This is a genomic window from Streptomyces sp. ISL-100 (assembly GCF_018614615.1).
In the GTDB taxonomy this organism is placed as follows: Bacteria; Actinomycetota; Actinomycetes; order Streptomycetales; family Streptomycetaceae; genus Streptomyces.
The window spans coordinates 1-26,026 of record NZ_JAGGOK010000044.1; the positions used below are offsets into that span (position 1 = coordinate 1).

Annotated in this window: 21 protein-coding genes and 7 pseudogenes; 11 read left to right on the top strand and 17 right to left on the bottom strand. The window is 67.7% G+C overall.

Annotated elements, in window-relative coordinates; translation table 11 throughout:
• The first annotated feature begins 723 nt into the window (after positions 1-723).
• On the top strand, positions 724-1,914 hold the full coding sequence (locus J7E89_RS20245) for an ABC transporter substrate-binding protein (RefSeq protein WP_214975520.1): 1,191 nt from the start codon (positions 724-726) through the stop codon (positions 1,912-1,914).
• On the opposite strand, the gene J7E89_RS42405 is transcribed toward J7E89_RS20245, so the two are convergent.
• The 7 genes and pseudogenes from J7E89_RS42405 to J7E89_RS20275 all read right to left on the bottom strand — a co-directional run.
• Positions 1,842-2,522, bottom strand: a complete 681-nt coding sequence (locus tag J7E89_RS42405; RefSeq protein ID WP_374196841.1) for a hypothetical protein — start codon at positions 2,520-2,522, stop codon at positions 1,842-1,844. The genes J7E89_RS20245 and J7E89_RS42405 overlap by 73 nt on opposite strands.
• Before the next feature lie 109 nt (positions 2,523-2,631).
• Positions 2,632-2,936: pseudogene (locus J7E89_RS20255) on the bottom strand (transposase); the annotation flags it as partial.
• Positions 2,937-4,679: 1,743 nt separating this feature from the next.
• The gene (locus tag J7E89_RS20260; RefSeq protein ID WP_374196842.1) at positions 4,680-5,510 is read right to left on the bottom strand and encodes a DUF2637 domain-containing protein; all 831 of its coding nucleotides are present in this window, start codon (positions 5,508-5,510) and stop codon (positions 4,680-4,682) included.
• Positions 5,503-5,805: a hypothetical protein gene (locus J7E89_RS20265; protein ID WP_214975525.1), complete on the bottom strand. Its 303-nt coding sequence runs from the start codon at positions 5,803-5,805 to the stop codon at positions 5,503-5,505. Before J7E89_RS20265 ends, J7E89_RS20260 begins: the two co-directional genes overlap by 8 nt.
• Before the next feature lie 213 nt (positions 5,806-6,018).
• A pseudogene (locus J7E89_RS40940) lies at positions 6,019-6,811 on the bottom strand (transposase); the annotation flags it as partial.
• A 273-nt stretch (positions 6,812-7,084) separates the two neighbouring features.
• Positions 7,085-7,327: a hypothetical protein gene (locus tag J7E89_RS20270; RefSeq protein ID WP_214975527.1), complete on the bottom strand. Its 243-nt coding sequence runs from the start codon at positions 7,325-7,327 to the stop codon at positions 7,085-7,087.
• A gap of 399 nt (positions 7,328-7,726) precedes the next feature.
• Positions 7,727-9,028, bottom strand: a pseudogene (locus tag J7E89_RS20275) (IS1380 family transposase); the annotation flags it as partial.
• Positions 9,029-9,137: 109 nt separating this feature from the next.
• Between J7E89_RS20275 and J7E89_RS20280 the strand changes: the two are divergent.
• The 5 genes from J7E89_RS20280 to J7E89_RS20300 all read left to right on the top strand — a co-directional run bounded on the left by J7E89_RS20280 (position 9,138) and on the right by J7E89_RS20300 (position 13,125).
• On the top strand, positions 9,138-9,467 hold the full coding sequence (locus J7E89_RS20280) for a transposase (protein WP_214975529.1): 330 nt from the start codon (positions 9,138-9,140) through the stop codon (positions 9,465-9,467).
• 1,874 nt (positions 9,468-11,341) lie between these two features.
• Complete coding sequence (locus J7E89_RS20285; RefSeq protein ID WP_214975531.1) at positions 11,342-11,587, top strand: hypothetical protein; 246 nt, start codon at positions 11,342-11,344, stop codon at positions 11,585-11,587.
• 162 nt (positions 11,588-11,749) lie between these two features.
• Positions 11,750-12,085, top strand: a complete 336-nt coding sequence (locus J7E89_RS20290) for a hypothetical protein (RefSeq protein ID WP_214975533.1) — start codon at positions 11,750-11,752, stop codon at positions 12,083-12,085.
• 162 nt (positions 12,086-12,247) lie between these two features.
• Complete coding sequence (locus tag J7E89_RS20295; RefSeq protein ID WP_214975535.1) at positions 12,248-12,514, top strand: hypothetical protein; 267 nt, start codon at positions 12,248-12,250, stop codon at positions 12,512-12,514.
• 269 nt (positions 12,515-12,783) lie between these two features.
• Positions 12,784-13,125, top strand: coding sequence for a hypothetical protein (locus tag J7E89_RS20300; RefSeq protein WP_214975537.1), 342 nt, complete (start codon positions 12,784-12,786; stop codon positions 13,123-13,125).
• A gap of 738 nt (positions 13,126-13,863) precedes the next feature.
• On the opposite strand, the gene J7E89_RS20305 is transcribed toward J7E89_RS20300, so the two are convergent.
• The gene (locus J7E89_RS20305; RefSeq protein WP_214975539.1) at positions 13,864-14,250 is read right to left on the bottom strand and encodes a DoxX family protein; all 387 of its coding nucleotides are present in this window, start codon (positions 14,248-14,250) and stop codon (positions 13,864-13,866) included.
• A gap of 65 nt (positions 14,251-14,315) precedes the next feature.
• Positions 14,316-14,789 carry a carboxymuconolactone decarboxylase family protein gene (locus tag J7E89_RS20310; RefSeq protein WP_214975541.1) on the bottom strand — a complete coding sequence of 158 codons (474 nt, stop codon included), beginning with the start codon at positions 14,787-14,789 and terminating at the stop codon, positions 14,316-14,318.
• 167 nt (positions 14,790-14,956) lie between these two features.
• Here J7E89_RS20310 and sigJ point away from each other — a divergent pair, with 167 nt between their 5' ends.
• A complete protein-coding gene (sigJ, locus tag J7E89_RS20315; protein WP_308315539.1) occupies positions 14,957-15,889 on the top strand; it encodes an RNA polymerase sigma factor SigJ in 933 nt (310 codons plus the stop codon).
• Positions 15,890-16,151: 262 nt separating this feature from the next.
• On the opposite strand, the gene J7E89_RS40950 is transcribed toward sigJ, so the two are convergent.
• The 6 genes and pseudogenes from J7E89_RS40950 to J7E89_RS40960 all read right to left on the bottom strand — a co-directional run.
• Complete coding sequence (locus tag J7E89_RS40950; RefSeq protein ID WP_251060825.1) at positions 16,152-16,562, bottom strand: transposase family protein; 411 nt, start codon at positions 16,560-16,562, stop codon at positions 16,152-16,154.
• Entirely contained in the window at positions 16,505-16,768 is a 264-nt protein-coding gene (locus J7E89_RS40955; protein ID WP_251060826.1) for a hypothetical protein, read from the bottom strand. Before J7E89_RS40955 ends, J7E89_RS40950 begins: the two co-directional genes overlap by 58 nt.
• 69 nt (positions 16,769-16,837) lie before the next feature.
• Complete coding sequence (locus J7E89_RS20325; RefSeq protein ID WP_251060827.1) at positions 16,838-17,293, bottom strand: hypothetical protein; 456 nt, start codon at positions 17,291-17,293, stop codon at positions 16,838-16,840.
• Between the two features lie 192 nt (positions 17,294-17,485).
• Positions 17,486-18,013, bottom strand: coding sequence for a hypothetical protein (locus J7E89_RS20330; protein WP_251060828.1), 528 nt, complete (start codon positions 18,011-18,013; stop codon positions 17,486-17,488).
• Positions 18,014-18,195: 182 nt separating this feature from the next.
• Positions 18,196-19,287 (bottom strand): annotated as a pseudogene (locus J7E89_RS20335) (IS256 family transposase); the annotation flags it as partial.
• 286 nt (positions 19,288-19,573) lie between these two features.
• Positions 19,574-20,275 (bottom strand): annotated as a pseudogene (locus J7E89_RS40960) (IS5 family transposase); the annotation flags it as partial.
• Between the two features lie 1,124 nt (positions 20,276-21,399).
• Here J7E89_RS40960 and J7E89_RS20345 point away from each other — a divergent pair.
• From J7E89_RS20345 to J7E89_RS20355, 3 genes and pseudogenes are all read left to right on the top strand, one after another.
• Positions 21,400-21,678 (top strand): hypothetical protein, encoded by a 279-nt coding sequence (locus J7E89_RS20345; protein ID WP_214975548.1) that lies wholly within the window; start codon positions 21,400-21,402, stop codon positions 21,676-21,678.
• 498 nt (positions 21,679-22,176) lie between these two features.
• A complete protein-coding gene (locus J7E89_RS20350) occupies positions 22,177-22,836 on the top strand; it encodes a DUF3105 domain-containing protein (protein ID WP_214975550.1) in 660 nt (219 codons plus the stop codon).
• A gap of 343 nt (positions 22,837-23,179) precedes the next feature.
• Positions 23,180-23,550, top strand: a pseudogene (locus tag J7E89_RS20355) (LacI family transcriptional regulator); the annotation flags it as partial.
• Positions 23,551-23,839: 289 nt separating this feature from the next.
• On the opposite strand, the gene J7E89_RS42410 reads toward J7E89_RS20355, so the two are convergent.
• On the bottom strand, positions 23,840-23,950 hold the full coding sequence (locus tag J7E89_RS42410; protein WP_374196843.1) for a hypothetical protein: 111 nt from the start codon (positions 23,948-23,950) through the stop codon (positions 23,840-23,842).
• 268 nt (positions 23,951-24,218) lie between these two features.
• Between J7E89_RS42410 and J7E89_RS20365 the strand changes: the two genes are divergently transcribed.
• Positions 24,219-25,018 (top strand): IS5 family transposase gene (locus J7E89_RS20365; protein ID WP_308315540.1). Its coding sequence is split into 2 segments (ribosomal slippage): positions 24,219-24,554 and positions 24,557-25,018, totalling 798 coding nucleotides; the frame shifts between segments, so codons are not numbered across the junction.
• Here the strand turns inward: J7E89_RS20365 and J7E89_RS20370 are convergent.
• Positions 25,008-25,324: pseudogene (locus J7E89_RS20370) on the bottom strand (ankyrin repeat domain-containing protein). The gene J7E89_RS20365 and the pseudogene J7E89_RS20370 sit on opposite strands and share 11 nt — an antisense overlap.
• Between the last annotated feature and the right edge of the window lie 702 nt (positions 25,325-26,026).

Consider the following 26,026-nt stretch of genomic DNA (forward strand, 5'->3'; position numbering starts at 1 on the left):
ACGCTACGAGGGGAGGGACACCCGCCGCCATCCGAGTCACTGCCAGCGGAGGTATCGGCGGCCCGGTGCAGCGCGCGCACCCTCGCCACAGCCGCGGCCGTGGTCTGCAGCAGTTGGCCGCCACTCGGTCCGCCTCGTCCTCTATCGCGGCAGCGCTCTCACCACCGTCATCTGTCCGCTCGCCCTCGCCTACCCCTACATTGACCGGTACACCAAGCGGAAAGGCGCGGCCCAGCCAGGGCGTGCCCGGCGCGGGCCACTGCCCTGCTCCTGGCCGGCGCGGCCGTCGTCCCCTGTCCACCAGTGCCACAGCAGCTGACATGTCAGCCACCTCCTGCCTGGAAGGGGCCATGTTCGCCGACCCCGCGTCGGGAGGGTTCTGGACCTACGCTCAAGGCCGGTCCGTCTACCGGCAATGCGGCCCAGGCACTCGCCCCGTCCAAGTAGGGCGCGACCACGTCATCTGCGACTACGTCTGACGTGTGATCAGCAGAGCACGCGGCTGCGTGGCCAGGTCCGAGGGGGCCTGGCCACGAGGCGCTTTCTCAGCGGAGGCACGGCGTACTCGGCGACTTCGGGCGACAGCTTCGCCTTCTGCTCCGGCAGGTGCTCGTGTCACCCGTTCGGCTCCCTTGCGCGCTGCCGATCGAGGGGAGCCTAAGCCGTGCGTCAGCGACCGGGTTTCCGGGCCGAGCCAGCCTTTAAGGGAGCATGATGAGCGAGTTGAGCGACGGACGGGAGCGCGTCCTGACGATCGGGGTCGCGGTCGCCCGTTCGGGACGGCTGTCGACTCTGGGGGACCCCCTGGACTTCGCCATGACCCTGCTGGAACCGAAGCTGGCAGCGTCGGCCCCCGCCGGATACCGGATCCGGCTGGTGAGCAGGGACAGTCGCTCGTGCGCCGAAGGTGCCCGGGAGGCGGTGGAGGAACTCGTCCGGGGCGAGAACGCGGCGATCATTCTGACACTGGCCGGCACACAGGTCCTGCCGGCTGTCGCGGACGCCTGCGCAGCGATCGGTGTGCCGTGCCTGTCGAGCACCTTCCCCTGGCAGGTCTACTACTACGGGCGCGGGGCGGACGACAGCCGGCCCTTCGACTGGACCTACCACTTCTGCTGGGGGCTGGACGACATCGCCGACGCGTTCGCCGATCTCTGGGAGCAGGTGAACGGCTCCCGGCACACGGTCGGCTGTCTGTGGAACGACGGGCCGCAGGGTACCTGGTCCCGGCACCCGCAGCGCGGCTTCGCCCCCACAGCCCGCGCCCGGGGACACCGGCTCCTGGAACCGGCGCCCTACCAGGAACCGGCCACCGCACTCGACGCACACGTCAAGGCATTCCGCGACGCGCAGGCCGACATCATCACCAGCGCCGCCACCGGCCAAGACCTCGCGCTGTTCCGTGCCCAAGCTGCCGAGGACGGCTGGCAGCCCCGTCTGATCACCTGCTCACGATGGCTGGCCTCCCCACCGTCCGTCACGCGCAGCGGCAAGCGCCCGGCCCAGGCCGATGTGGCGACGCTGGCCTACTGGACCCCAGCCCACCCCCACGCCTCATCACTCGACGGCATGACCACGGCCGAGCTGGCCGAGACGTACGAACAGGCAACGGGACGTCAGTGGCTGCAGCCGCTGGGCCTGGCGTACGCCTTGTTCGAGGTCGCCGTGCACGCGCTGCGCACCGCCGCCGACCCCACCGACCGCCGCGCCGTCGCCGCCGCCCTGGGCAGCACACGGCTGCGGACCATGGCCGGCGTACTGGACTGGACCGCGGGCCCCGTGTCCAACATCGCCACCGTCCCCCTGGCCGGCGGTCAATGGCAGCAAGGCACGCGCCACGACTACGAACTCACCGTCGTCACCAGCGGGCAGGTCGACGGGCTTCCCGTCGGCGGTGACCTCATCACCACCTGACGCCTCCAGACTTCCAGGCCGTCTGCTGCACGTCGCCCCCCAAGGTGATAACCGCCATCGACCGCGGCGCCTGGCGCCACCCCATGCGATTCGTTCGGCTGCGCCTGGACGTCACGGTGGCCGACGTACCCGCTCTTCGGTGCGGGTGTCGCACTCGGTGTTGCACTTCCGGATGATCCGACAGTGCAACACCGGGTGCGACACGTTGGTGCAATGCACGGCGCGTTGCCCATACGACAGCGGTGCCTACAGCCTCGCGGGCGTATCCGGAGCCCCAGTATGCGCCGCTGTCGGTGTCCTTCTCGGTGCCCTTCGTATACCAGGTCACCGGTCTTGATCTGCTGCCGCAGGTCGTTCTTCCGGACATTACCCAGTGATGTTCGGGGAAGTTCGGGAGCAATCACCAGCCCAGTCGGCATGTAGTTGTCGGTCAGGCCCCGTTCCCTCAGAAACACTCGGAGTTCGTCGAGAGTGGGCGCGGTGCCGTGGGGGACCACAACGGCGCAGGCTTTATCGTGGCCGTCTTGGTCAGGAACACCGACAACTGTGGCCTCCTGGACTGCCGGGTGCTCCTGGAGCTCTCCTTCGACTTCAGCCACAGGGATCATGTGCACCCAGCCCACGCGGTCGACCGCGCGGGACAGGTAGCGCAGGTCCCCTTGTGATCGTTTCTCGACGAGGTCGCCTGTGTCGTACCAACCGTCTGTTGCTGCGCAGATCGAACATGCCCCGACACACTGCAGGGTTCGCGGCGTGCTGGTGGGCCCGGACGACGGTGGAGTCGACCGACACGGTCCAGTCGATGTCGTCGTCGGCGTCCGCCGCGGCCAGGACAGAGGCCAGGATCCGTTCCCAGGTGCCGTCGACAGCCCATCTGATCAGCCGTTTGTGAGCAGTCTGGAACGGGCCGAGCTCATTGGGCAGGTCTCGCCAAGGCGAGTTCGTACGGTACTTCCAGCGATGGCTTCAAGGGTGCGACGGTGGTCGGCCCACCGCCGTCCACGGACCGGATCGGCCGGCATCAGCGGCTCGATCCGGTCCCACACAGTGGTGACTTCGTAGGCTCACCTGATCCATGTGGGTACCCTTTCGGGCCGGGCTGGCAGAGGCCGTATTCGGCGAGTTGTGCGAGAGACGGGTGAAGGTCCTGCCGCCCGGTTTCCTCTGGCCTTTCGGCCCGCCGACGTTCGCTTTTTGGATCGCCTTTTCCCGCCGGGGAGTTGGGCCTTCGTTGTGTTCGGCTTACTGGGTCAGGGGCCTGGACCTCGACGGGGTTTCACGTTCCGCACCGTTAAGAAGGGGCTGGGGTGGCGCCCCGTCTGCCCCGGGGACCAACGGTGTCCGCCCCCTCTGTTCCGGGGACAAACGGTGTCCGCCCTTCGGGCAAGGTTCGCCGGAGGTTGCTTCGTGCGCTTGTGGCACCTCGATGGCCGGGATGTTCTTGGGTTTGAGGGCTCAGTTTCAGACGCCTGCCGTTATCAGCGACGTGTGTGAGTGCGGGGGCGGGTCCTGGGCGCTGGTCTGAGGTCAGCCGGTCGATACTTCCTTCATGTGGCTGTCCTTATTTATGCGGAGCGGCTTCGTGTCGCACGCTTGAGCGTTTTAGTTGGCGCGTTTGGGCAGTGGGTGCTTGGGGTGGGTGTTGTTGGGGTCGGTGGTGTGGTTGACGCGGGGGTTGGGCGAGGTCTGTGGTGGTCGGTTTTCTTGCTGGGTAACGGCTGGTGCGTTGGGGTGGGCGATTGGTTCTGCCGGTTGGTGTGGTATTTGCGTGGTGTTCGGTCTGGGTGGGGTGGTGGTGGCTGCTGTGTGTTCGGGGGTTTTGGTCGGGCGTCGCTTGGCCGGTGTGGTCGGGGCTGGATCGGGCCTGGGGGTGTGTCTGGGTAGGCGTGGGAACGGCTGTGGTTGCGGTAGTGCGGTTTCTACCTCCAGCGCATGTTTGTGTCTGGTTGGGGTTCGGGTGGGGTTGTGTTTGGTGAGGTTCTGCGGCTGGTGCTGCTGGAGTGGTGTGCGTGTCGGTGGTGTGGATGTGTTGGTGGGGTGGGCCGGTTTTTGGAAGGGCTTGTTTGTGCGTGGTGTTTGGTATGGGCTGGTGACGTATGTCGTTGTTGATCGTTCATTAGTGCATGGCGAACACATGTCGTGCAGTTGTTGCCCTTGTTTTCGTGGGGGCTGTTTTGGCGGTTGCTGGTACGGCTCATGCCGGCGGATTCGGGGACAGGGGCGGACAGTCGTGGCGTAGTCCCGGGAGCGCTGTTGTCGATGCGGGTGGAGAGAGTTTCCTTCAGGGGCCTGAGGACAGGCTCGTTCCCGTTACTCGTGTCCTGGGCCTCAATGGGAGTGCCTCCGGCTAGTGCATGGTGTGCGGATGCTTCGGTCGGCTGTCGTAGTGAGGGTGTGCTCCCGGCCAGGGCGCTCAGTTGGTGTTCCGGTCACTGGTGTTGCGGTCGGGAGGGTGCCGGCGTGTTGGGACGGGGGTATCTGTTGTATCGCTCGCCTCTTCAGCGTCCAGGTGGGCAGGCCACCGGTGAGGCTCTGGGTGCTGGCCATGGCTCTTGCTTGGGCGGTCGCGTTGTGTGTTTGAGGGCTGGAGAGGGACGTGGTGGTGGGGGACCGGCTGCTGCTGCGGTGCCCGGTCTCTGGCGCTGGCCTGGGCCGACTGGAAGCTTCGGGGGTCAAGTGCAGCGCTCGGTGACAGCTGTCTGATCGGCAGGTGTCTCGGGCCGTGTGGGGGTAGACGGGTATGTGTGTGCCGTGCGGGGGTGCGGTCAGCCGGTCGGTGTCCGGCTGGCGGGGCCCGGGGGTGGTGCTGGCCGGGTGCGGTGGCGTGGGTTGGCCTGGCGGGGTGGGCGGGTGAGGGTGATCTGCCGGACCAGTTGCTGGAAGCAGGCGAGAGCGGCCAGTGAGGGGAGTGCGGCGGCTGCCGCGTCGACCGGTGTGTGGGGTGCCTGTGCTACGCACAGGAGCATGGAGAGGGTGGAGAACAGCAGCACGACAGCCCAGGAGTGAGCGGCCCGGCGCTGGTGGAGGGCTGCGCGCAGGATGGACAAGGAGGCGACCATCCATGGTCCGTAGACCAGCAGGGGCCACCATCGGACCGTGGTCCCGGAAGTGCGGTAGCTGGCGAGATGGCGCAGTGGGTCGTAGGTGACCATGCCGCCGAAGACGCACACCATGGAGACCACGACGGCGGCGAGCGCGGCGAGGAAGAAGCTTGTGGTTCGCAGTGCCCCGAGGTTGCGCTGTTTGCGGGGGGCGCGGCGGCGCCGGGAGGGTGCGGGGCGTAGGGGTGGTAGTTCGGCGGTGATCTCGCTCAGGCCTGTGAGGGGGAGCCCGGTGCCTTCGGTGGCCGGTTGTTGCTCGATGTTCGGCAGGTCATCGATGCGAGCGGGTGGCGGTTCGGTGTTCCTCTCGTCTTCGATGGCTTGGTGCAGGAGGTAGGCGAGTTCCTCTGCCGGGTCCCAGTGTGTGTTCAGCTGGTCGGCCAGGGGCGTGGGGCGGTCCCAGACGCCGGCCTGCGGCTGACCGTCGGTGGGGTGGGACCAGTGGGCAGTCGAGGGCGGATCCGGGCGGCAGTGACGGCCGCGTGACTCACCCACGAACGGCCCTCCCGTTGGGCCGGCCGGTATGCTCCTGGCCGGTCCCGGGGCCGGTGAAGGCGTTTGCGAATTGGTTTTCGATGCTTCCCAGCTGCGCCAGCAGGTTCTCGAGGAGGCAGGCGGAGTAGCGCAGGGCGATGCACCGGTCGTTGTCGTGCAAGGTCGCGTGGGTCCCCCAGATCGGATGGCCGGCGGTCGGGGTGAATACCCACTTGCCCATCCGAACGGTGCGCGTCGTGTTCTTCGCGCTGATGGGATGCGGTCCAGGGGTGAGCAGCGGGCTTGCCTTCGTCATGATCCGTCCAACGGTGCCCGCATTAGCCAAGATGCGCGGCAAACGGGTGGCTGCCTTGTCGCATATGGAGTAATTCGGCCTAGTGGCTTATCGGTTCTGCAAGGATCTGAGGTAATAAGCCTCGCCCTACCGCCTGAAACCGGTGCAGGCGGCACGAGCGGTGTCCGGTGTCTGCCCGCGGGAAGTACGCCCTGTGTCACCGGCCGCGGGTGGAAGCCAGTCGGCGAACTCGTGGCTACCCCCGCCGGAGTGGTTGCGGATCGGCGTCTGCTGTCCCCGTCGGTACTTTTTCGGCAGCTGCTTGGGGGCGAGCGGGGCGGCTTCGATGTGGTCCGCGGCGGTGTTGCTGCCCGCGGTCCGCGGCTTGAGCAGCCTGGCCACCGGCTCCCCGCCACCCGCCACCCGCCTCGGCCATGGTCGACAGACCCCGTCAGCGAATGGTGGCCGAAGGTCTTCTTCCGGGTCGCGGCCGTATCCTGCTTCTCGGAAATGCGCGATCACCAGCACGTGGTCCAGGGCCACGACCATCTGCCCGGCCGCGTCCGGTGCCGCGCGTCACCGGCCAACGTCCCTACGCGTTGTCGGACTTGAGTGCGGGCCTGCCGCAGTGGGGTCAGTGCACGCTTTCGGCCCGCTGCCGGTGTGTTGATGAGCCGGGGGGCGCCAGGATCGCGGGCCACCGGTTCGAACACCGACGATTGGGCCCGCAGTATGCCCATGTCTGCCGGACGGTGCGCGCCCAGCGCGACCGTGAGCGCCGCATCCGGTCAGGACTTTGCCCGGGTCGTGCACCGTCCGCGGCTTGTGTCACGGTGCCGGCGGCGCCGATAACGCTTGATCCGGACCGGACTTGCGGACCGTGTCCACCGGCAGCACACTGCCGGCCTGGGACACCATCGCGCGGCCACCGTCCCTCGACGCGGACACGCGGGTAGGACGCGATCCTCTTCCTCGCCTGGAGAGTGCTTCTTTCATGCGACGGCTTGGACCCTGGACAAGTCCTCATCGTTGCAGGTCAGGGGCACTCTTCGCGTTTCTGATCACCACCGGACGCCCTGCCTCGTGAAAGCGCGAGGTTAGCCGTCGCGGCCATGGCGTTCTTCGTTCGCTGAGCATTTTGCCGCCCCGGCCAAAGCGGTGGGCGCGGGCCTTCGGTTGTGGTCGGCAGGGCGGTCAGGGAGAGGGTTCCTGTCCCTGTTCCTGACCGCCCTAGGGGTGGGTGGACTTCTTCCATGTGCGGTTGTGCGGTTTGCGGGCAGGAACTGCTGCCAGTTGTCCGTCAGTTGCAGAAGTTGAGGATGGGGAGGAGGCCGTTGCCGCACTGGAAGTGCTCCCCGTCCCCGCCTCCGCCGCCGCCGTAGGCTGGGGTGGCCTTTGCGGCGGCGTGCGTGGTGGGCGTCGCGGCCACGGCGGATGTGGCAGTTGCCATCCCCGCCGCACAAGCGATGCCCACGGCGGCACTCACCGCGAGTGCTCGCAGTATCGGGGAAACGGTCTTCTTGAGGTGAGGTGTGGTGTTCATGCACTCACCATGCACACCCTCGCGACCAGTTGCTCGCCGAGCGCATCCGAGCGGGTGAGCCACCCCCCACAGGGCCCGGATCAGAATTCGCTTCCAGGGATGCGCCGGCCTCGGCTGACCGCGATACGCGGCACGCGCTCAGTGGGCCTCGGCATTTCATGACGGCTCGCCAGGTCAACTTACGGGCGGTTTCGGATTGTTGGGCCGGTGGTGGGCAGGGTGAGGGCCTGGCTGTCGCGCCGGGCGGGCGCCGGGTTCCACGGCTCCGGCGGGCTGGTGCGGTTCGCAGGGACGGGGAAGGCTGCTGGTCAGCCTGGGTTCGCCAGGGCGGGTGAGCCGGGCCCCGGGGCGTTGGTGATCACGTCGGTCCAGGGCCAGTTCCCGGCAGAGGTGCGGGGTGCGGCCGGTGGTGATGAGCTGGGCGGCGGTGGAGAACAGCCGCAGGCGACAGCCGTCGGGGCTCCCACCAGCGGGGCTGGCCGGTCAGGGCGAGCCTCGGCATCCAGTCCAGCAGCTCCAGCGCGATCTGGACGGATCTCCAGCCAGTTCTGGTTCTGCGCGGCCTGGTGGAGGGGCAGGGTGCGCAGGCCGGTGGAGCGGGCGGCCCGGATGCGGTGCTCAGCGCGGGGCCGCTGACGGTGCCGCAGTTCCAGCTCGGCGATCGCAGCGTTCTTGGTGTTGGTGGCGATGTTGGTGGCGAAGCAGGTCAGGCGCATGCCGTCGGCGTCGGTGCAGCGCAACTGGGCCCGGGGTGCGGGCGTTCCTTGCGACGATCAGCGGCATTCCTTTCGGCCGGCCCTTCAGGCAGTCGCCGTCGAGCTCGGCACCCAGCCGCCGCCCGCGGATCTCGCCCCCCGGGTTCGACGGCTACCGCCCGGGCCGAGGCGGGATCTTCACAACGGCGTGGTGGATGGCGTCGGTGATGGTCATGCCGACCGAGTACGACAGCCACCGGCCCCTGGCAGAGGGCCAGTTGACGAACTCGTGGGTTGTGCCGCCGGAATCACACCGGATGAGTGTGCGGCGTCCGCGCCGTACTTCTTCGGCAGCTGGGCCAGGGCCGGCTTCGCGGCGTCGATGGGGTGGCTCGCGGTGTTGGAGCCGGCGTTGCCAGGCCGCAGAAGGCCGCGACCGGTTCACCGGACCCGCCGCGGCCGTGGTCGACGAAGCCCATCAGCGGGTGGTGTCCGAAGGTCTTCTTCCACGTCGCGGTGGCATCCTGCTTCTCCAAGTGCGCGATGACAAGCACTGCGTCGAGGTCCACAATCAGCCGCCCGCCCGCCCGCCCGCATCCGGATCCGAACGGGCCGGCCAACTTCCAAACGTGCTCGCGAACTTCAGCGCGTGCTGCCCTGATCACCTCAAGGGTCTTCGCCCGGCCGAGGCGAGGGCGTCGACGAGGCGGGCAGCCGTCGGGTCGCAGGCCACCGGCCCGAACACACCCGGCTCGGCCCGCAGCATGCTCACGTCCGCGAGGCAGTCCCCACTCAGCGCGACGGCCAGGGCCACGTCCAGCAGGATCCTGCCTGGGTCGTGCACCGTCCGCGGTTTGCGCCACAGCGACAGCGCCGTCGATATCGCCTGATCCAGCCCCGTCCTGCGGATGGTCTCCACCAGCAGCACGCCGCCTGCCTGACCGACCACCCCACGGCCGCCGCCCTGGACGCGGACACACGCAGAGGACCCGATACGCCTCTTCACCTGGGAAGTGCTTGTTTCCTCGCCACCGACAACACCTTCGACAAGCCCCATCGTTGCAGGCCGGGAACAAGTCTCTCGTTTTCGATCACACCTCGGGCACCGGCCCCGCGTGAAAGCCCGAGGTGGGGCCGGACCGACAACTGCCAGATCGGCGTCTTCGCCGCATAACGCCACCACCCGCAGCCACGCCCTGATCAACCCAGACCTCTACCTGCCGAAGTCCTGGACCGAAGACCGCGAGCGCTGCCGCGCCGCCCGCATCCCCGACGACCGTGACTTCGCCACCAGGAACGACCTCGCCCGCGACATGATCCCGCGGGCCCTGGACTCCCCGCTCCCCATCGCCCGGGTCACCGCGGATTGCCCCTACGGACAAGACTCCCGCTTCCAGCGCTTCATGGAAGACGCCCACCGAGCATGCGGCATGCGGCGTCGGTGATGTTTGGAGCGGATCCATGACAAGACCTCGCCGCTGTCCATCGTGGGGGTGGGAGGGGGAAGGACTGGAGCCGGAATTCCGGTAGGGGTGCGCCCGCCTCTCGGGTACCGGCACGTGGGCCGAGGCCTTCGGGTGCCGAGGGCTCTTTCTCCTCGGTGGTTTTTGCGAAACCTGGTGAGGTGAGTGGCCGTTAAGAGGCTGCGCGGTCGCTGTTGGGTGGAAGGCTCCATTGGCCGAAGTGTCATACATTGCTTTGAGATGCGGGCCACACGGCGATCACCGCACGCTCGGTCTTTGCTTGCTCAGGGTGGTGTCTTGTGCGAAGGAGACGCCATCATGCGAATTTCTGACATTCAGCGCTGTGAAGTGCGCCCTGGACAGCTCGTTCAGTGGACGTTCAGTAAGGCCCCGACGGTGGCGGCAGCGACTGTGCCGGCACGGGATCCGCGGCCGCCGGCATACATTCAGCAGTCGCACATCAGGACGGCGCGTTCGGTGCGTGAGGACGGTTTGTTCGTGCCGACGCGGCTCGGCACGGCGTTCGATCTGCCCGCAGCGGCCGGCCTCGATGCGCTGGAGCAGGCCTTGCGCGCTGGACGCTGCGTCATGAGACGCAACGCAGCGGTTTGCGGTGGGCCGGTGATGACATGCGCCGGTTCCCACTGCGCGAGAGCGATGTGTCGCTGCAGCGTGAGGTGGTCGGCGACTTCGTCGATGCCAAGGGCTGGTCGGGTATCTGCAAAACCGATTCGACGCGGGTGTCGTGGGGCGGCCTGTGGTCGGTGCGTCTGCGAGGAGTTACGTTGATTTGCGCCGGCAGGAGCGGGCGGATGCGGACGCGATGGAGGACGACGCGTACGCGATCGTGACGCGCTGGCGGGAGTTCATCGGCCGGTGCGACGGGAGGCTGCCGGAGTCCCTGTCGACCTCGCTCTGCGGCCCGGTGACCCTTTGCCCACCCAGAAACTGTTGGGTGAGCCGCTTGTCGATGCGGAATGCGGACGCTGCCGCGGGGTTCGAGGCGTACTGCCGGCCCTACGGCGGCAGCCTGGTGGGCATCCCGGCCGCGACGAGTCTGATCGTCCACGAACTGAAGCGGGCAGCCGCTCTCCCGTACGGTCGTGCCTTCCACACCCGGTCGAAGTCGGCGTCGCCGGGCTCTGTTGGCCGGTACGTCGGCGGCGCACCCGTCGAGGTGCCAGCGGCGCGGGACTTCGACGGGGCGCTGGAGGCGGTCCGCGCCGAGTTGCGGGCCACCGGTCGCTGGCGCGTATGCCGCCGGCCCGTGTATTGCGTTTGCTCGGGCCGGACTTCCGCCCGCTCTCGCCCCACATGTACTCGACCGTGTCGTAGGTGGATGCCCGCCTCATCCCCGGCTCGGACTCCTGCTTCCGAGGAAAAGGCGTACGGGCTGATCCGGGTGCACTTCGGTGACCAGGTGTGCGCCGGGGGCAACCGGCTGCACGAGAGGCTGTGGTTCGCCTGCTATCACCCGGACACTGACGTCGTCCGCAAGAACGTGCGGCGGTATGCCGGGGGGGCTGCGGGACCTGATCGTCTGCGTGCCCGCGCGCGATCGCTCCCAGGTCGTTGCATCAGCATCCTGGGGATGCAACGCCTATTCCTTGTAGCCGTGTTGACTGCGGGCGCCGGGTTGCATCTGACGTCTCGACGTCTGTATCGCGTGATGTCACGTCACATGCCGAGGATCAATCCAGCCGTTTATCGGCCAATTGGCGTCCATCCGCCTGATGTTGAGCCGATGTCCCTGACAGGGGTGGTCAGTGTGCAAGGGCGAATCTGATTACTGCTAGTGTTTGTTCAGTCACGGTAGGCAATCAGCCTCGACGTACGAGTGAAAATCCGAGGGTCTTATGCGCAAGCTTCAGCAGGTCGTGATCGCAGCAGTGGCGGCGGCGGGCGGTCTGTCCGCCGTCGGCGCCGGCACCGCTGCCGCCGACACCTCCGACCGCGGGCCGAGGGTGTATGACCTCTACCGCCCCTACCAGGAGTGCAGCCCGCAGACGGTGGCCGAGAACGACATCCCGGTCGGTGTGCTCGGTCTCGCCGGCACCCTGGACACGGCCTGCGGCCAGTACAACAGCAAGGTCACCGGCTGAGCCCTTCGGCGTCGTTCGTGCCCGGTGCCTGGCGCAGGACCTTTCGGGGCCGACCTCGAAGGGCCCCCGACCTCGGGCCGGTTGCCTGAGTGTCGAAGACGAAACCCGGCGCGCCCGGTGTCCGGGCGCGCCGGGCACCCCAACGCAAGGAAAGCGCATCACATGTTCAGCAGGAAGAAGATCGCGGCTGTCTCGGTGCTCGCCGGTGGCCTCGCCGTGGCCTGTACCAGCATCACCCATGCATATGCCGGGCAAGGCTCGCAAGCCTGCACTCGCGACATCCTGGGCAACGTCACCTGCCAGCAACGGATCCAGGGTCAGGTCTCCGACGGTGACACGCCCCACAAGGAGACCTGCACGCCGGTGAAGCCCCTGACGGTGCCCGCCGCACTGGGGGGCGGGACGATGCGGGTCGGACCCGAGATCACCTGTTCCGCCGCCACAACGGGAGCGCCTGACGCGGCCGACGCAGAGCAGCCGCCGTTCGGCCTGCTCTGAGTCCGAGCGCGGCAAATCCTTCCGGCCGGCGCGACGCCTGACACGTGATACGGCGAAAAGCCGACACGACGCAGTGTAGATCCCGAGATGTGGCGAAATGTGTGTAATAAATACACTGAGTAGTCAAGCCAGGCGCCGTGCCTGGGTAAGAAAGGGTTAAACATGCGTAAGTTTCAGCGCGCTGCAGTCGTAGCCGTGGCGGTCGCCGGGCTGTCCGCCTTCGGTGCCGGGGTCAGCTTCGCCGGCGAGGGCGGGCCGACGCCGGTCACCGCCGTGGCCAACTCGACGGCCAACGCCGTGGCCTTCGGTGGCGGTTACTCCGCTCAGCCGCAGGCTGAGCCGCAGCACGGGCCGCACGACGGGCCGCAGGCCGAGCCGCAGCACGGGCCGCAGAACGGGCCGCAGAACGGGCCCGAGCAGGCCTACTAAAAACCGACCGAGGGCTCATCTTCTCGGCGTTGCCTCGGGCGCATCGGCCTTCTCCGGACGGCTGACGCACCTCGTACCCGTGGCAAAGGCAGCCCTGACGCGCGGCGGCTCATCACGCTGTGCGTCCGGGCTGCGGTAATTGGGCCGTCGGGCGCAGTTGGCAGCGCGTTCAGACGCGAAATGATCGGTTCCGACACCTTCTCGGGCCCGGGCGCACACCGGTCAATGACACAGGCGCCCGGGCCCGACGTTGTAAAGGAATGCAGCACATGTTCACTCCGAAGAAGATCGCCGCCATCTCGGGGATCGTCGGAAGTCTCGCCGCGATCTGTGCCGGCGCCGGGCACGCGTACGCAGACGGACGCGCGGGTGATTGCGCGAGCCGTGGCAACGTCTGCATCCGCAAGAGCGAGACCCGCGTCGACAAGGACGGCGAGCACATTGTCAGGCAGGAGCAGCACTGCTCGACGCCCGACCGGCCGAACGTGGTGTTCCAGGAGTACCGACTGCTGGACGACGGCGGGTCTGCCGCCGCCGCCGGTCCGGTCATGGAATGCTCCAACACGGTAAAGCTGCCGAAGGGGTTCAAGAAGCCGAAACTCAGCTTCTGAGCGCTTTTCCGTACATGCCGGACCGGGGTCGTTCCCGGCCCGGCATTTCTTGTTTGCCCCGGCAGGCCTGCCGGGGCAAACAAACAACGCCCGGTGCCCCGACCGTCTGCCGGTGCACCGGGGAAGAGCGCCCCTGCGGCCGGCGCCCGCACCGCGACTGCACGGTCAGCAACTTCGGCATAACCGTCGCGAACACCTACCCGACGGGGCACGGTGACCTGGTTCAACCGGTCGGTCACCGTGGCGGGGGAGCACAAGTCGGTCGACCCGGCGAATCGCCGGGGGACCACGGCGTTCCCTCTCGGCACAAACGACAGGCAATTGAGGGTCCACTACAGCCTCTCAACGCAGCATGCGCGCCGGCGACACATACAGTTTCACCGTGCCAACGACGAGCAATTGTCAATACCTGTGGATCGGTTGGCTGTTTCGTCAGAGGGCTGATGGTTTGAGTCGTTGAGCTTTGAGGACGCCGCCCGCAGTCACCGCACAGTAACGCGGTCAGAGCCTTCGCGAACTTGAAGTCGCAGGTCAAAGGGGTGGTGTGACCGGTTCTCGGGGTGCTCACGCTGGTCGTGGGCGGCAGTCTGCTGAGTAGATCGTCCGTCAGCGGTCGGCTTGCCGGTTCCTGCACATTGCGGGCGTGCGGCCTTCTACGATCCGGTGCATGCTGGCTCCCGAGCTGCTGGAACGGATCACCGCGCGGCGGGCTACCCGCCCGCTCATACCGCCCCCCGGTCAGCTGATGAAGGACTCGGGGCCGAAGCGGCCCCACGCCACGAAACCGGCCAGGACGACATAGACCAGGTCCACCACCACGAGCTTGGTCTCGTGACGCCGGATGCGGGTGATCGCCGCACCCATCATGAGCAGCACCAGACCGAGGGCGGCCAGCGGCACCAGAAGCGGCGCGATGTCGAGTACGGCGGGCAGGACCAGGCCCGCCGCGGCCAGGACCTCAAGGGCTCCGATGGCCTTCACGCCGCCGTCGCTGAAGTCTTCGACCCATCTTCCGCTGGACCCACTGGCGGCTATCTTCTCCCTCGGTGTGATCACCTTGAAGGCTCCGCCGAGCAGGTAGGCGGCGGCGAGCAGTCCGGTAACGGTCCACAGGGCGAGGTTCATTGGGTTTGTCCTTGCGGGGTTGGAGGGGCTCCGGTCGTGCGGCCGGGGTGGCGTTCGGGTGGTGGTCAGTGCTGGCCGGGCTCGTAGCCGCCGGCGGGCTGCTGGACGATGACGTTTCCGCGGTTGAAGGCGTTGATGAGGGCGATCTGGGTCACCAGGGCGGCGAGCTGGTCCTCGTCGTAGTGCTTGGCGGCATTCGCCCAGACCTCGTCGCTGACGCCACCGGCCGCGTCGGCGATGCGGGTGGCCTGTTCGGTCAGCTCCAGGGCGGCGCGTTCGGCATCGGTGAACACCGTGGCCTCCCGCCAGGCCACGACCAGGTGGAGGCGCACGGCGGTCTCACCACCAGCGGCGGCGGCGTCCTTGGTGTGCATGTCGATGCATCCGGCGCATCCGTTGATCTGACTGGCGCGGAGCATCACCAGCTCGCGCGTCGCGGCCGGCAGCGTCGAGTCCCCGAGCGCCTTGCTCGCCGCGATGATGTGCTTCCACGCCTTGGCGGCGACCGGGCTGGCGAAGACGTTCAAACGAGCGTTCATCGTGGATTCCTTTGTCGTTGTTCGCTGTTGCCCCTCTAAGACAGGGCACCCAGGCGAGCTGTGACAGGAGTCGAATGTGACCTGCGTCTCCCTCCCCCTGCATGATCCACAGGCCGGGCACCTCGGATACCCTGCGCGGTACGTCGGGGGAATCGGGGGAGGGGTCCGTGCCGGGATCAACGGATGTGTCGGACGCGGCGGGCTACCGGCCGCTGCTGTTCTCCATCGCCTACGGGATGACCGGGTCCGTGGGCGACGCCGAAGACATCGTGCAGGACGCGTTCCTCGGCCTGACCCGGGCCCACCAGGCGGGGACGGAGATCGCCGCTCCGAAGGCGTACCTGACCACGGCGGTGACAAGGCTGGGAATCAACCACCTGAGTTCGGCGCGAGTGCGGCGGGAGACCTACGTGGGGGAATGGCTGCCCGAGCCGGTCGTCGTGTCCACCGACCGGCCGGGGCCGGCCGAGCACGCCGAACTGGCCGACTCCCTGTCGATGGCGTTCCTCGTCCTGCTGGAGGCCCTCTCCCCGGTGGAGCGGGCGGTGTTCATGCTGCGCGAGGTGTTCGGGTACGACTACCCGGACGTGGCGAGGACCACCGGCAAGTCCGAGGCGAACTGCCGGCAGATCTTCGCCCGCGCCAGGAAGCGCATCGCCGCCGGAGGACAGGCAGCCGACAGCACGCCGCCCCCGGCGCGGCGTGCGGAGGGCGAGGAGCTCGCCCGTACGTTCTTCGAGGCCGCCGCGGGCGGCAAAATGGACGCGCTGCTCGGCATGCTCGCACCCGACGTGGTGTTCCACGGCGACGGCGGCGGCAAGGCGCGGGCGATCGGGAAGTCGGTGACCGAGCCGCTGCGCGTCGTTCAGTTGCTCGTCGGAGGGCTGCGCCGGCTCCGGTCGCTCGGCGCCGCACTCCGGCCGGTCTGGATCAACGGCCGGCCGGGCGCCTTGATCGTCGACGACGAAGGGCGCGTGGCCGGCGTGGTCGAGCTCGACGTCGTCGACGGCGTGGTCCGGGCGATCCACTCCGTGTCCAACCCCGACAAGCTCGGCCACATCGGAACGGTGTCCGATATCGCACGACTGCCCAAGAAGTGAGCCATCCTCACCAGGCCCGCTCGCCGTCGAGCCCTACGCCGCTGTCCGTCAGCGGTTGACTTCGAGGTTCGTCGGAACGAGCAGGGCGCGCAGGAGGTGTGTGGCGCGGGCGGGGTCGGTGCGGAGTTTGGTGAGGTCCGCCAGTTCTTGAGATGGGCGAAGCCGTGTTCGACCGGTGCGCGTCCGGTGGCGAGGACTCGGTTGGCGTCCTTCTGGCCGGGTGTGAGCTTGTGGGCGCGGGTGGCTGTGAAGCCGGTGACGATCACGGGGTCGCGTACGTCGTTGTCCAGGCCGCGGAAGCCGAGGTCCGCGAGGTCACCGAGACCGGCGGCGCGCAGGTGGGCCAGAACGTGGTCGTGGCGGGCACGGTGATGTCGTGGGTATCGCCCCGCCGGGCGGCGGAAATCCAGATCAGGCGGCCCCTCTCGTCGGTCAAGGTGAGGAAATGCAGGCCATGACTGCGGTGTTTGCCGGAGTAGTTCCGCCGGTCGGCCCTTCCGGTGCGGCGCTGGGTAGGGATGAGCGTGCCGTCGATTAGGACCACCTCTCCTCCCCGCCTGGCGACCTTTTTCAGGGCGCGGTCCAGGCGCGGGGCCCGCGCGGCGAGCAGGGCGATCAGCTCGTCGCGCCAGCGGCGGACGGTGGACTCGGACACGTTGTTGCCGCCGGCCATGTCGGCCAGACCTGGTCGTGGCGCAGTACGGCCAGGACGATCACCGCGATCCTCCCGGGCGGCAGGATCCGCCACCTGGACCGTATCGCCTTCAGGTGGCGTCGCAGCAGATCGGTGAGGTGGTTGACGGTGCTCGTGGACAGCGCCAGACGGCACTGGTAGACAAGCGAGCAGGTGTCCTCAGCGTGCTCCTTGGATTTCGTCACACATTTAACGGCCGCCGGGAGCACCCCGGTTACGCCCGCACCGCACCGCTCCGGCGGCCGCATGCCTGGTCACAGGCGGGTGGTGAACCGGCCGTCGGGCAGTTTGCGCAGCCAGCCGCGGTCGGTCAGTCTGACCAGCTTCCCGCGCAGCGGTTCCAGCTTGGCCCGCACGCTGACGTCCACTCCCAGCACTTCGCCGGCCTGCCGGGCCATGACCGGTCCGGCGGCCTGCCGCACGGCGGTGAGGATACGCTGGTAGTCCGGCGGGAGCGCGGCCTCCTCCACGCCTGACGTGCGGTGCGGGACCAGCATCACCGCCTGCCCACCCACCTGCCCGGGCACCGGCGCGGCCGAGGCCCGTTCGCCGGCGAGCTGTTCACTCACCCGCTCAAGGACCCGTTCGGTGACAGCGAGTTCGTCCCGTTCGGCCCGCAGCTCCGCCAGCTGCTTGGCCATCTGTTCTTCGCGTTCATCCAGTTCCGCGCGCCGCGCGGTGATCCGTTCCAGCAGCTCGGGAGCCAGCATGCACCGGATCGTAGAAGGCCGCCCGCCCGCAATGTGGAGTCACCGGCCAGCCGACCGCTCCTTCGGACGATCTACGCCGCAGACTGCCGTCCACGACCAGTGTGAGTACCCCGGAAATCGGTCACACCAGCCATTTTCCTGCGACTTCAAGTTGGCGGAGGCTCACTGCACGATTCCCGCAGCTGAGACCGGTTACTCCCGTTCGGGACGCAGCAGAACCTCACTGCCGATGGGCGTGAAACCGCAGGCGAGGACGGCGCGCAGGGAGCGGGCGTTACCCGGGGAAACGGCGGCGAAGACCGGTTCGCCTTCCGGGACCAGAGAAAGGGCATCGGCGAGGAGGGACCGCCCATGCCCTCGGCTGCTGGCCTGAGCGCGGTGGAGTTCGATACTCAGCTCTCGCCGCCCGGCAAGGCCGTCGGCCAGGATGATCAGGCCGCGTTCGTCACCGTAGACCTGGACGTTTGTCCGCAGCCACCGGGCGTGGCGGACTCGTGAATGGTCGTCTGCGTCGGTCAGCTCCGCCAGGCGCGGGGGGCCACCGGTGCCGCGGGCGGTGAGTGTGGCGTCAATGACGCCGATCCAACCCTTCGGCCCGGCGAGGTGGCGCAGGAAGTCCGCAGAGAGCGACTCGCCGAAGCCGTCTGGGCCCTGGGCGTAGACGGCCTGGTCAGTTATGGCGGTGGCGACGACGGCGTGACCGGTAAGGCGACCGAGCATTCGAGCCCCCCGGGCAGGGGCGGCAGCACCGTCACCCGGCCGTCGACCGGCGGGAAGCAACCGTCGGCAGCGTCCATGAAGAAAGTGAGGAGCGGGTGTGATTCACGCACGGTCGGCCACCTGCGCGTTGAGGAAGTCCAGTAGCGAGCAACGGTCAGATTCTATCGATAGGTTGAGGCTGTTCATCCCGCGAGGGTCTCGGGGCGTTCGACGAGGTGGCCGCGTTCGAAGCGGGAGCCGGCGTGGACGAGGGCGACGAGGTGGGGTGCGTTCACAGCACGCCGGCGGGCCTGGGCGGACTCGACGAGCTTGAAGGCCATGGCCAGACCGGCGGCCCGGCTGCCGGCGCCCTTGGTGACCTTCGTCCGCAGCCGCACGGTCGCGAACGTCGACTCGATCGGGTTGGTGGTCCGCAGGTGGATCCAGTGCTCGGCGGGGAAGTCGAAGAAGGCCAGCAGCTCGTCCTCGTCGTCGGTGATCTTCTTGACGGCCTTGGGGTACTTTGCGCCGTACTGCCGGGCGAACGCGGCCACGGCCTTGCGGGCCTGCTCCTTGTCCTCGGCGTTGTAGATGTTCTGGAGTGCGCGCTTGGCGGCGGGCTGGGCCGACTTTGCCAGACTGTCGAGGACGTTCGAAGTTTTATGTACCCAGCACCTTTGTTCCCGGGTTTCGGGGAACACCTCGGCCAGAGCTTTCCAGAAGCCCAGTGCGCCGTCGCCTACGGCTAGGACGGGGGCGCGCATGCCGCGTCGGGCGCAGCCACGCAGCAGCCCGGCCCATGCCTCCGCCGACTCCCGGTAGCCGTCGGCCATCGCGATCAGCTCCTTGGTGCCGTCGGCCCGCACGCCCATCACCACGAGCACGGCCGCTTTGGCCGCCTCCAGGCGGATGCGCAAGTGGATGCCATCGGCCCACACATACACATAGTCCGTGGCCGACAGGTCGCGGTCCATGAACGCGGCATGATCGGCCTGCCACTGGGCCGTCAGCCGTGTCACCGTCGCCGGGGACAGGCCGGCCGAACTGCCCAAGAACCGCTCCAGCGCGGGCACGAAGTCCCCGGACGACAATCCGTGCAGGTACAGCACCGGCAGCACCTCGCTGATCTTCGGGGACTTCCGGCACCACGGCGGCAGGATCGACGAGGAGAACCGCCTGCGCTCACCCGAGGCCGGGTCGGTGCGCTTGTCGTTCAGACGCGGGACCTTCACCTCGACCGCCCCGGCCGTGGTGGTCACCGACCGGGGCTGGTGGAAGCCGTTTCGTACCACCAGCGACACGTTCCCGCGGAGCCGCAGTCGTGCGGGTCTGTCTTGCCGACGGCTCTATGACGTCCTCACCCACGTTCCTGCTTTGCAGGCTTTACGGGCACTGATCCCCGTCCTGGCCCCGGTGCACCAGGGCGAGGAGAGCATGCGTGGCCCGGTGGGCGTCTTCAGCGTCACAACACAGGGCAACGGCCTGGACTCCCTTCGCGCCCGGCAGGGAGTGGGCGGGTGAGAAGCCGAGCTGGATGGGGCCCACGGCGACGGCGGGTCCACGACATGCCTTCAGGCGTGGCCAACGGACGCGTGTTACTCCGGCGACTACTACGGGGCCTTCGTCGCCTGAGCCGTGAGGGACGCCGCGACGAGCGATCACCGGTTTGGCGCCCTGGGCCCGGACGAGGCGGCGGTACTTGTCGTGATCGTAGCCCCGATCGCCGGCAAGGTGTCAGGCCGCCGTCGCGGTCGCCCGACCAGGCCCAAAACGGAGGGGACCTTCGCGAGCAAGGGCATGAGCTGAGTGACGTCGTTGCGGTTCTGGCCGGTCAGCGACACGGCGAGCGGGATACCCTGCCCGCCGGCGAGAATGTGGTCTTGCTGCCCGGCTGTGCGCGGCCGACCGGGCTCGGTCCGCTTTTGGGCCCCGCCGAGTGGCCCTCACGTGGCTGGAGTCGATCGCCGCCCGGGACCAGTCCAACTGCTTCGCCGCCCGTAGCCTCGTCAGCAGGACGGCATGCAGCCGGTCCCACACACCCGCCTCGTTTCACGCGGCCAGGCGTCGCCAGCACGTCATCCCCGAGCCGAAGCCGAGCTCCTGGGGCAAGTACTCCCACTGGATGCCGGTGTGCAGTACGAACAGGATCCCGCACAGAGCCTGCCGGTCAGGAACCCGCGGCCGCCCAGCGACCAGCTTGGGCGCCGGCTCTGGCAGTAACGGCTCGATCAGCAGCCACAGTTCGTCCGAGACGATCCCCGGCCGAGTGTTCCTCTTCCCCACGACCGGACCAACGAGCTTCCAAGCCGACCGTGATGCCGCGAACGGCTTCTGTTAGGACCTCTTGGAAGAGGCTGACCTTGTTCGATTTGATCACGGCTCTGACCTGCTACTCACAGGCTCAACAGGTACCTTGCAGCCTTCTTTGCCGCCCATCACCGGAACGCGGGGTTGCGCACCGCTGGCGAGCATCGGTCCCCCAACGCGCTGTGCGACTCTGCACGCTCTGGTTCAGGGAGGTTCAGGGAGGTTCAGCCTCGTTCAAGCGCCGGGTGGCTCTGCCCGGGATCGGGGCGATGAACGACGGTGAACCGTGTGGATGAGACTGCCGTTGAGACTGGGCGCCGCTCTTGCCCACCACGGGCGGGGGCGGCGCCTTCGCACGTGGTGGCGTGCACCTCAATGTGTGCTGCCGCTGATCTGGTGACGCGGTGCTCGGTTCATCGTTCTCTCCGGTGTGCAGTTCAGGGGTCACCCGAAGGAGGGGCGCAGAGGTGCACTTCATTCTCGCCGGCGTGGAACGCAGAAGCTCGTGATCGAGCCATACGCACTGTCTGTTGACAAGGTGTTTTCCTCTGTGCCGCCAACAACCGGAGCCCGGCGGTGCACCCTGTGCGGTGAAATACGCCTCTGCGAACGACAAGCCGACGCCGACGAATGGGCAGACCACGCCACCTCCTGCCCGGAGGCCGGCCCCCGATCAGCCCACAGGTCCCCCCCAGCCGGCCCGGCGCAGGGTGGTAGCCCGCCGAACCAGAACAACCTCTTCCATCCGGACCAGGAGTGCGGCCCGCAGTCCCTGCTCAACGCGGATGCCCCGGTTGCGCTACTCGCCGGCGCCGAGCCCCGGGGCATCAGCTGCACCCAGACCGACAGCCAGTCGAACGCTGTCCCGAGCGCCCGCCAGGGCCGCCGTACGGCCGGACACCGACCCCCGGCACGGGCCCTTCGAGGACCGCCCCGCCGAAGGGCCCGCTCGTATGCGATGCGGCTTCAGGATGCTTCCGCAACAAGACCACGAGATCCGCGCGTCGCAGGTTGGTTTGGGGTATTTCGTACTAATCTCCCGTAACTGTACGAAGTCGATCTATCGCAGATCGCACCCGCTTCACTCCACCGGAGATGACATGTACAAGCTTCGCAAGGCTGCCGTCCTGGTCGCCGCCCTCGCCAGCGTCGGACTCATGGGTGCCGGCACTGCCCACGCCGGCGATCACGACAAGGGCGACCGCTTCAAGATCAAGCAGGGCTCCAACTGCAGGTCGCACGACCTGAACGTAGACGTCCTCGGCGAGGTCGGCATCCTCAACGGCGCGCTGGGCAACGCGCTCAACGGCGAGGGCAACCCGGGCGCACAGAACACCCACCTCGGTTCGAACATGGGCTGCAACAACAGCGCCTTCTAGGCCGTGTCCGGCGGATCGTCGGGGACCGATCACCAGCACCGGACGGACACCCGGCGCCGATGCGGTCATGGTCCGCCGGACACTCCCTGGCGGTCTGCTCGTACCGATTCCGTGACAGGGCCCCCGCGCCGCCATCCTCCCGCCGCTGTGCGCACGTTGTCAGGCAGTGAACCAAGAAAACGACGCGCAACCCGTCGAGTACGTAAACAACTGGCCTGGGCATACGCGCAAAACGGCTGCGGATGAGACTGTACGGACGCGTGGGCCTTGGCACGACATGAACCGGACCTGGCCTGCTGGAACGGGTGGCTGTCAGGGCCATGCGCGACTCGTCGAAGTCCCCTGACCGACCGTCACGACGCCACCGCCTGCCCACCGGACAGTGTCATCCCGGGCCGTGCGACGTCTCGCGGCGACTTCCCGGCCCCATCGGACACGCACATCAGACCCAAAATGCCCAACACCGCTCTTTTCTCCCCCGTACACTACATTCCCGCTATGACACAGAATCAGCAGCAGTGCGAGTCTTCGAGCGGTAGGCCGCGGGACTGTGAGGCCCGGTACGCCCGGCTCAAGCGGCGGCCGTGGGCGGTGACCACGGCCGTGGTGGCCGCCGGCGCCGTGGTCCTGGGCGTCACGGCCATCGCCTCGGCCCACGACGGGCACCCCACCGCCCGCGTGGCCGCGAGGAGCATCGACTCCGACAAGGCCAAAGTCCCCGGTGAGCAGGCCTACGGCAACCTGCAGCGCCACCATGTGCTTGGCCCGGTCGACTACTCCGGCGGCCCGACCCCGCCCGTGGGCGGCCCGCACCATCCCACCTGGCAGAACGCCAACGGCGACGTCTACGACCGGCCGCTGCGCAACGAACATGCGGTGCACTCCCTGGAGCACGGCGTCGTGTGGGTGACATACGCCGAGAACGCACCGCGCAGTGTCGTGAACGCGTTCAGGAAGAAGGTCGAGGGCGTGCCCTATCGGATGATGAGTCCGGTCCCCGGCCAGGGCGCGCCGGTCAAGCTGACCGCCTGGGGCCGCCAGCTGGCCGTCACCTCTGCCGACGACCCGCGAGTGGACCAATTCTTCGACGCGTACGTACAGGGGCCGCAGGCACCCGAGCCGGAAGGGCCCGTCACCGGCGGCAGGGCGACCCCATGAGCAAGGCCTGAAGACGTCATGCGTGTGGGGCGGGTACGCCCCACACGCACGCGACTGACGCTATGAGCCGGCTGCGGGCCACTCCTGTTCGAGGACCGATGCTGCGGCGGCGTATCCAGGCTTGCCGGTTTTCACAACCGACTGCATGGCAGGATGAGAAGCCCTCATGACCGAGGAGCTCATCACGTCCCGCTCCGGAGCGGCATGGCGCTTGACCACAGGCTGGCCACACGCCGCCAGTCAGGCGCTGCCGCCAGGCACCCGCCCCCGCCCCCGCGAGCAGATGCGAACTGGCGGCGAGCAACTCGGCAACGCCAGCAGGGAAACCCTCGGTGAGTAGGTGAACCGCTGCTACGCGGCACAGGAGACGCCAGCGTCCACCCAGCACAACTACCAGCGGCACATCGAGGAGCACCTCCTCCCAGAGTTCGAGGAGAAGGCCATCGCCGACATTCACCCCACGGACGTCGGCGCCTTGGGAGAAGAACGAACGGGCGCTCCACGCGCCGCGTCCAGTGTGAAGACCTGGCACGGCACGCTACACCTCATCCTTGCCGATGCTGCAGACGAGAGCTTCGCGACTCCAATCCGGCCACCCAGAGGCGTGGCCGGGGCAAGCGCGCCGACCACTCCCGGAACCGGGGCCCCGAAAAGGCGGTGACCGACGCCCTCGGCATCCTCCTGACAGCCGAGCGGGCCCCGCAGCTGTACGGCCCGTAACGACGATTGCGCCTGCGGCACCGGCGACCCGCGCGCAACTCACCGCCCAGGGCCACGTCCTGGTGGTCAAGCCACCGCCGCTGCGCCAGACCGTCCCGGCAGGCTTCACCATCGACGACTTCCACGTCGACACCGACGGCCGCCACCGTGACCCGCCGGGCTGGACAGACCGTGAATCCGGGCCGCCCCAAGGCCGACGGGGGCCGCACCACCCCGTTCAAACGGCTGCGCACCGGCTGCCCACCGCGCGAACGCAGCACCACCTCGAAGACCGAACGGGCCATCAACTCCACCCCCAGAACGGACTGTTGACCGCACCCGCGTCCCAGGCCGCCACCGACACCGCCTGGCAGGACGAACACCGCCGATGGCGGCCCCCAGCCGAACGCCCCATCGGCCCGCCCGTCGCCCACGGCAACCGAAGAGCCCGCTACCGGGACTAATCGCAGTGCACGGGCTTCAGCCCGGTGGTGAAGCGAGTCTGAAGTGCTCTGACCCGCAGGTTGGAGCGGGTGATGTTTCTGCTCGATGTGCTGACGGACAATCGACAGAGGAGCTCAGCCGACTGACCTGGCGAAGTAGGGGCCGGACCGCGGGCGTGGTGCCCGCCATAAGACGTCATCTCATTTGGGTGGCTCGGTAAGCTGTCGGTCGTGGTGGGGATCGTTGAGCGGCTGGTGCCGGAAGAGTTGTGGGAGCTGTTCCAGCGGGTGGTGCCGGAGGCGCCGTCGCGGCCTCAGGGAGGTGGACGACGTCGGCACGGTGACCGAGAGGTGCTGGCCGCAATCGTGTTCGTGGCCACGTCAGGCTGCACGTGGCAACAGTTGCCGTCGACGTCGTTCGGGCCGTCGGGGGCAACGGCTCACCGGCGCTTTGCCGAGTGGACGAAGGCCAGGGTGTGGGCCAAACTCCACCGCCTGGTCCTTGACGAGCTCGGCTCCCGCGGCGAGTTGGACTGGTCCCGCTGCGCGATCGACTCGGTGAACATGCGGGCCCTGAAAAGGGGGACCTGACGGGTCCGAATCCTGTAGACAGGGGCAAGTATGGCTCGAAGATCCATTTGGTCACCGAGCGGACTGGCCTGCCTCTTTCCGTCGGAATCTCGGGGGCGAATCTGCACGACAGTCAGGCCTTGATCCCTCTGGTGAAGGGCATTCCGCCGGTCCGTTCCCGCCGCGGACGGCGACGGCGCAGGCCGGGAAAGCTTCACGCGGACAAGGGCTATGACTATGCCCACCTGCGGCGATGGTTACGCGAGCGCGGCGTCACCCACCGCATCGCTCGGAAGGGAATCGAGTCCTCGCAACGGCTGGGCCGCCACCGTTGGACCGTTGAGCGCACCATGGCCTGGCTTGCCGGCTGCCGACGCCTCCACCGACGTTACGAACGCAAGGCCGAGCACTTCCTCGCCTTCACCAGCATCGCCTGCACCCTCATCTGCTATCGGCGGCTCACCTGCTGATGCGGGCCCGCAGCAGCTTCACCGCCAGGTCGTGGCCGTAACGATTGGCCATGTTCATGGGGGTGTGACCACCTGGATCTGCCAGCTCTGGATCAGCCCCGAAAGCCAGCACACAGCAGTGGTATGCACCGTCAACGGATCGCCGCTCTGCAGCGAACTGTCACCCTCGACGTCGATCGCGTGCGTCAGCAGCGTCATATTGCTGAAGACCTCATTGGGATCGGACCCCTCGGCCAGCAACCTGGCCAGGGTCTCCGCGTCCTGATGCTCGACAGCGTGATGGTCGGGTGTCCAGTAGTCGCTCACCAAGGCATTCAATCGCGTCACCAGTGCTGCTGCCAGCCACTATCTACATAGTCAGTGACCAAATGAGATGACGTCTAAGTGGTGGTCCATGCAGTGGATGTGGTTGTTCTCGCCGTTGAACTCCACCAGCGCGCATGCGAAGTCGACGCAGACGGCGTACATGATTTCCTGAATAACGAAAGAGCAGTGACGGCCTGTGTGATGTTCTGATACTCAGTCATAAGCCAACTGTTGTGAGTACGGTGATCCGCGTGCAGTTGAGGTACAGCTTCCGTCTCCAACAGTCTCTTCGGGATCTGGATAACCGCCTACCGCAACTTTTCCGACGGCCTCAATTGCAAGCGGCCGCGTATGGGGGCGCCGCGTTTCAAGTCCCGTAAGACAGCCGGCAGGCAGACCGAGTCAAATATGCTGCCCAAGACTGAAGAGGTCCTCGGAGTTGAATCTCGGGTTGGGGCACTTCGCTGTCCTCTCCGATGGCACGAAGATCGACACCCCGCGCTTTCTGCGTCGGGCCGGGAAGAAGCTGAAGCGCGAACAGCGTCGTCCCGTAAGGCGAAGGGCAGTAATAACAGGACCAGGGCCCGGCTCGAGGTCGCCCGCGCTCACGCGCAGGTGGCCGATGCGCGGAGCGAGTTCTACCTCTGATCTTGGCCAGTGCTCCGCCCTTCAGGGCGGGGGTGAAGGCCATCCTTGGCCCGG

What these genes read in the sequence shown, in the direction of transcription:
- J7E89_RS42405 (WP_374196841.1), bottom strand. Translation starts at nt 2,522, where the DNA reads ATGATCCCTGTGGCTGAAGTCGAAGGAGAGCTCCAGGAGCACCCGGCA.
- J7E89_RS20265 (WP_214975525.1), bottom strand. Translation starts at nt 5,805, where the DNA reads ATGACGAAGGCAAGCCCGCTGCTCACCCCTGGACCGCATCCCATCAGC.
- J7E89_RS20270 (WP_214975527.1), bottom strand. Translation starts at nt 7,327, where the DNA reads ATGAACACCACACCTCACCTCAAGAAGACCGTTTCCCCGATACTGCGA.
- J7E89_RS20285 (WP_214975531.1), top strand. Translation starts at nt 11,342, where the DNA reads ATGCGCAAGCTTCAGCAGGTCGTGATCGCAGCAGTGGCGGCGGCGGGC.
- J7E89_RS20290 (WP_214975533.1), top strand. Translation starts at nt 11,750, where the DNA reads ATGTTCAGCAGGAAGAAGATCGCGGCTGTCTCGGTGCTCGCCGGTGGC.
- J7E89_RS20295 (WP_214975535.1), top strand. Translation starts at nt 12,248, where the DNA reads ATGCGTAAGTTTCAGCGCGCTGCAGTCGTAGCCGTGGCGGTCGCCGGG.
- J7E89_RS20300 (WP_214975537.1), top strand. Translation starts at nt 12,784, where the DNA reads ATGTTCACTCCGAAGAAGATCGCCGCCATCTCGGGGATCGTCGGAAGT.
- J7E89_RS20305 (WP_214975539.1), bottom strand. Translation starts at nt 14,250, where the DNA reads ATGAACCTCGCCCTGTGGACCGTTACCGGACTGCTCGCCGCCGCCTAC.
- J7E89_RS20310 (WP_214975541.1), bottom strand. Translation starts at nt 14,789, where the DNA reads ATGAACGCTCGTTTGAACGTCTTCGCCAGCCCGGTCGCCGCCAAGGCG.
- J7E89_RS40950 (WP_251060825.1), bottom strand. Translation starts at nt 16,562, where the DNA reads ATGGCCGGCGGCAACAACGTGTCCGAGTCCACCGTCCGCCGCTGGCGC.
- J7E89_RS20325 (WP_251060827.1), bottom strand. Translation starts at nt 17,293, where the DNA reads ATGCTGGCTCCCGAGCTGCTGGAACGGATCACCGCGCGGCGCGCGGAA.
- J7E89_RS20330 (WP_251060828.1), bottom strand. Translation starts at nt 18,013, where the DNA reads ATGCTCGGTCGCCTTACCGGTCACGCCGTCGTCGCCACCGCCATAACT.
- J7E89_RS20345 (WP_214975548.1), top strand. Translation starts at nt 21,400, where the DNA reads ATGTACAAGCTTCGCAAGGCTGCCGTCCTGGTCGCCGCCCTCGCCAGC.
- J7E89_RS20350 (WP_214975550.1), top strand. Translation starts at nt 22,177, where the DNA reads ATGACACAGAATCAGCAGCAGTGCGAGTCTTCGAGCGGTAGGCCGCGG.
- J7E89_RS42410 (WP_374196843.1), bottom strand. Translation starts at nt 23,950, where the DNA reads ATGGGGCGTTCGGCTGGGGGCCGCCATCGGCGGTGTTCGTCCTGCCAG.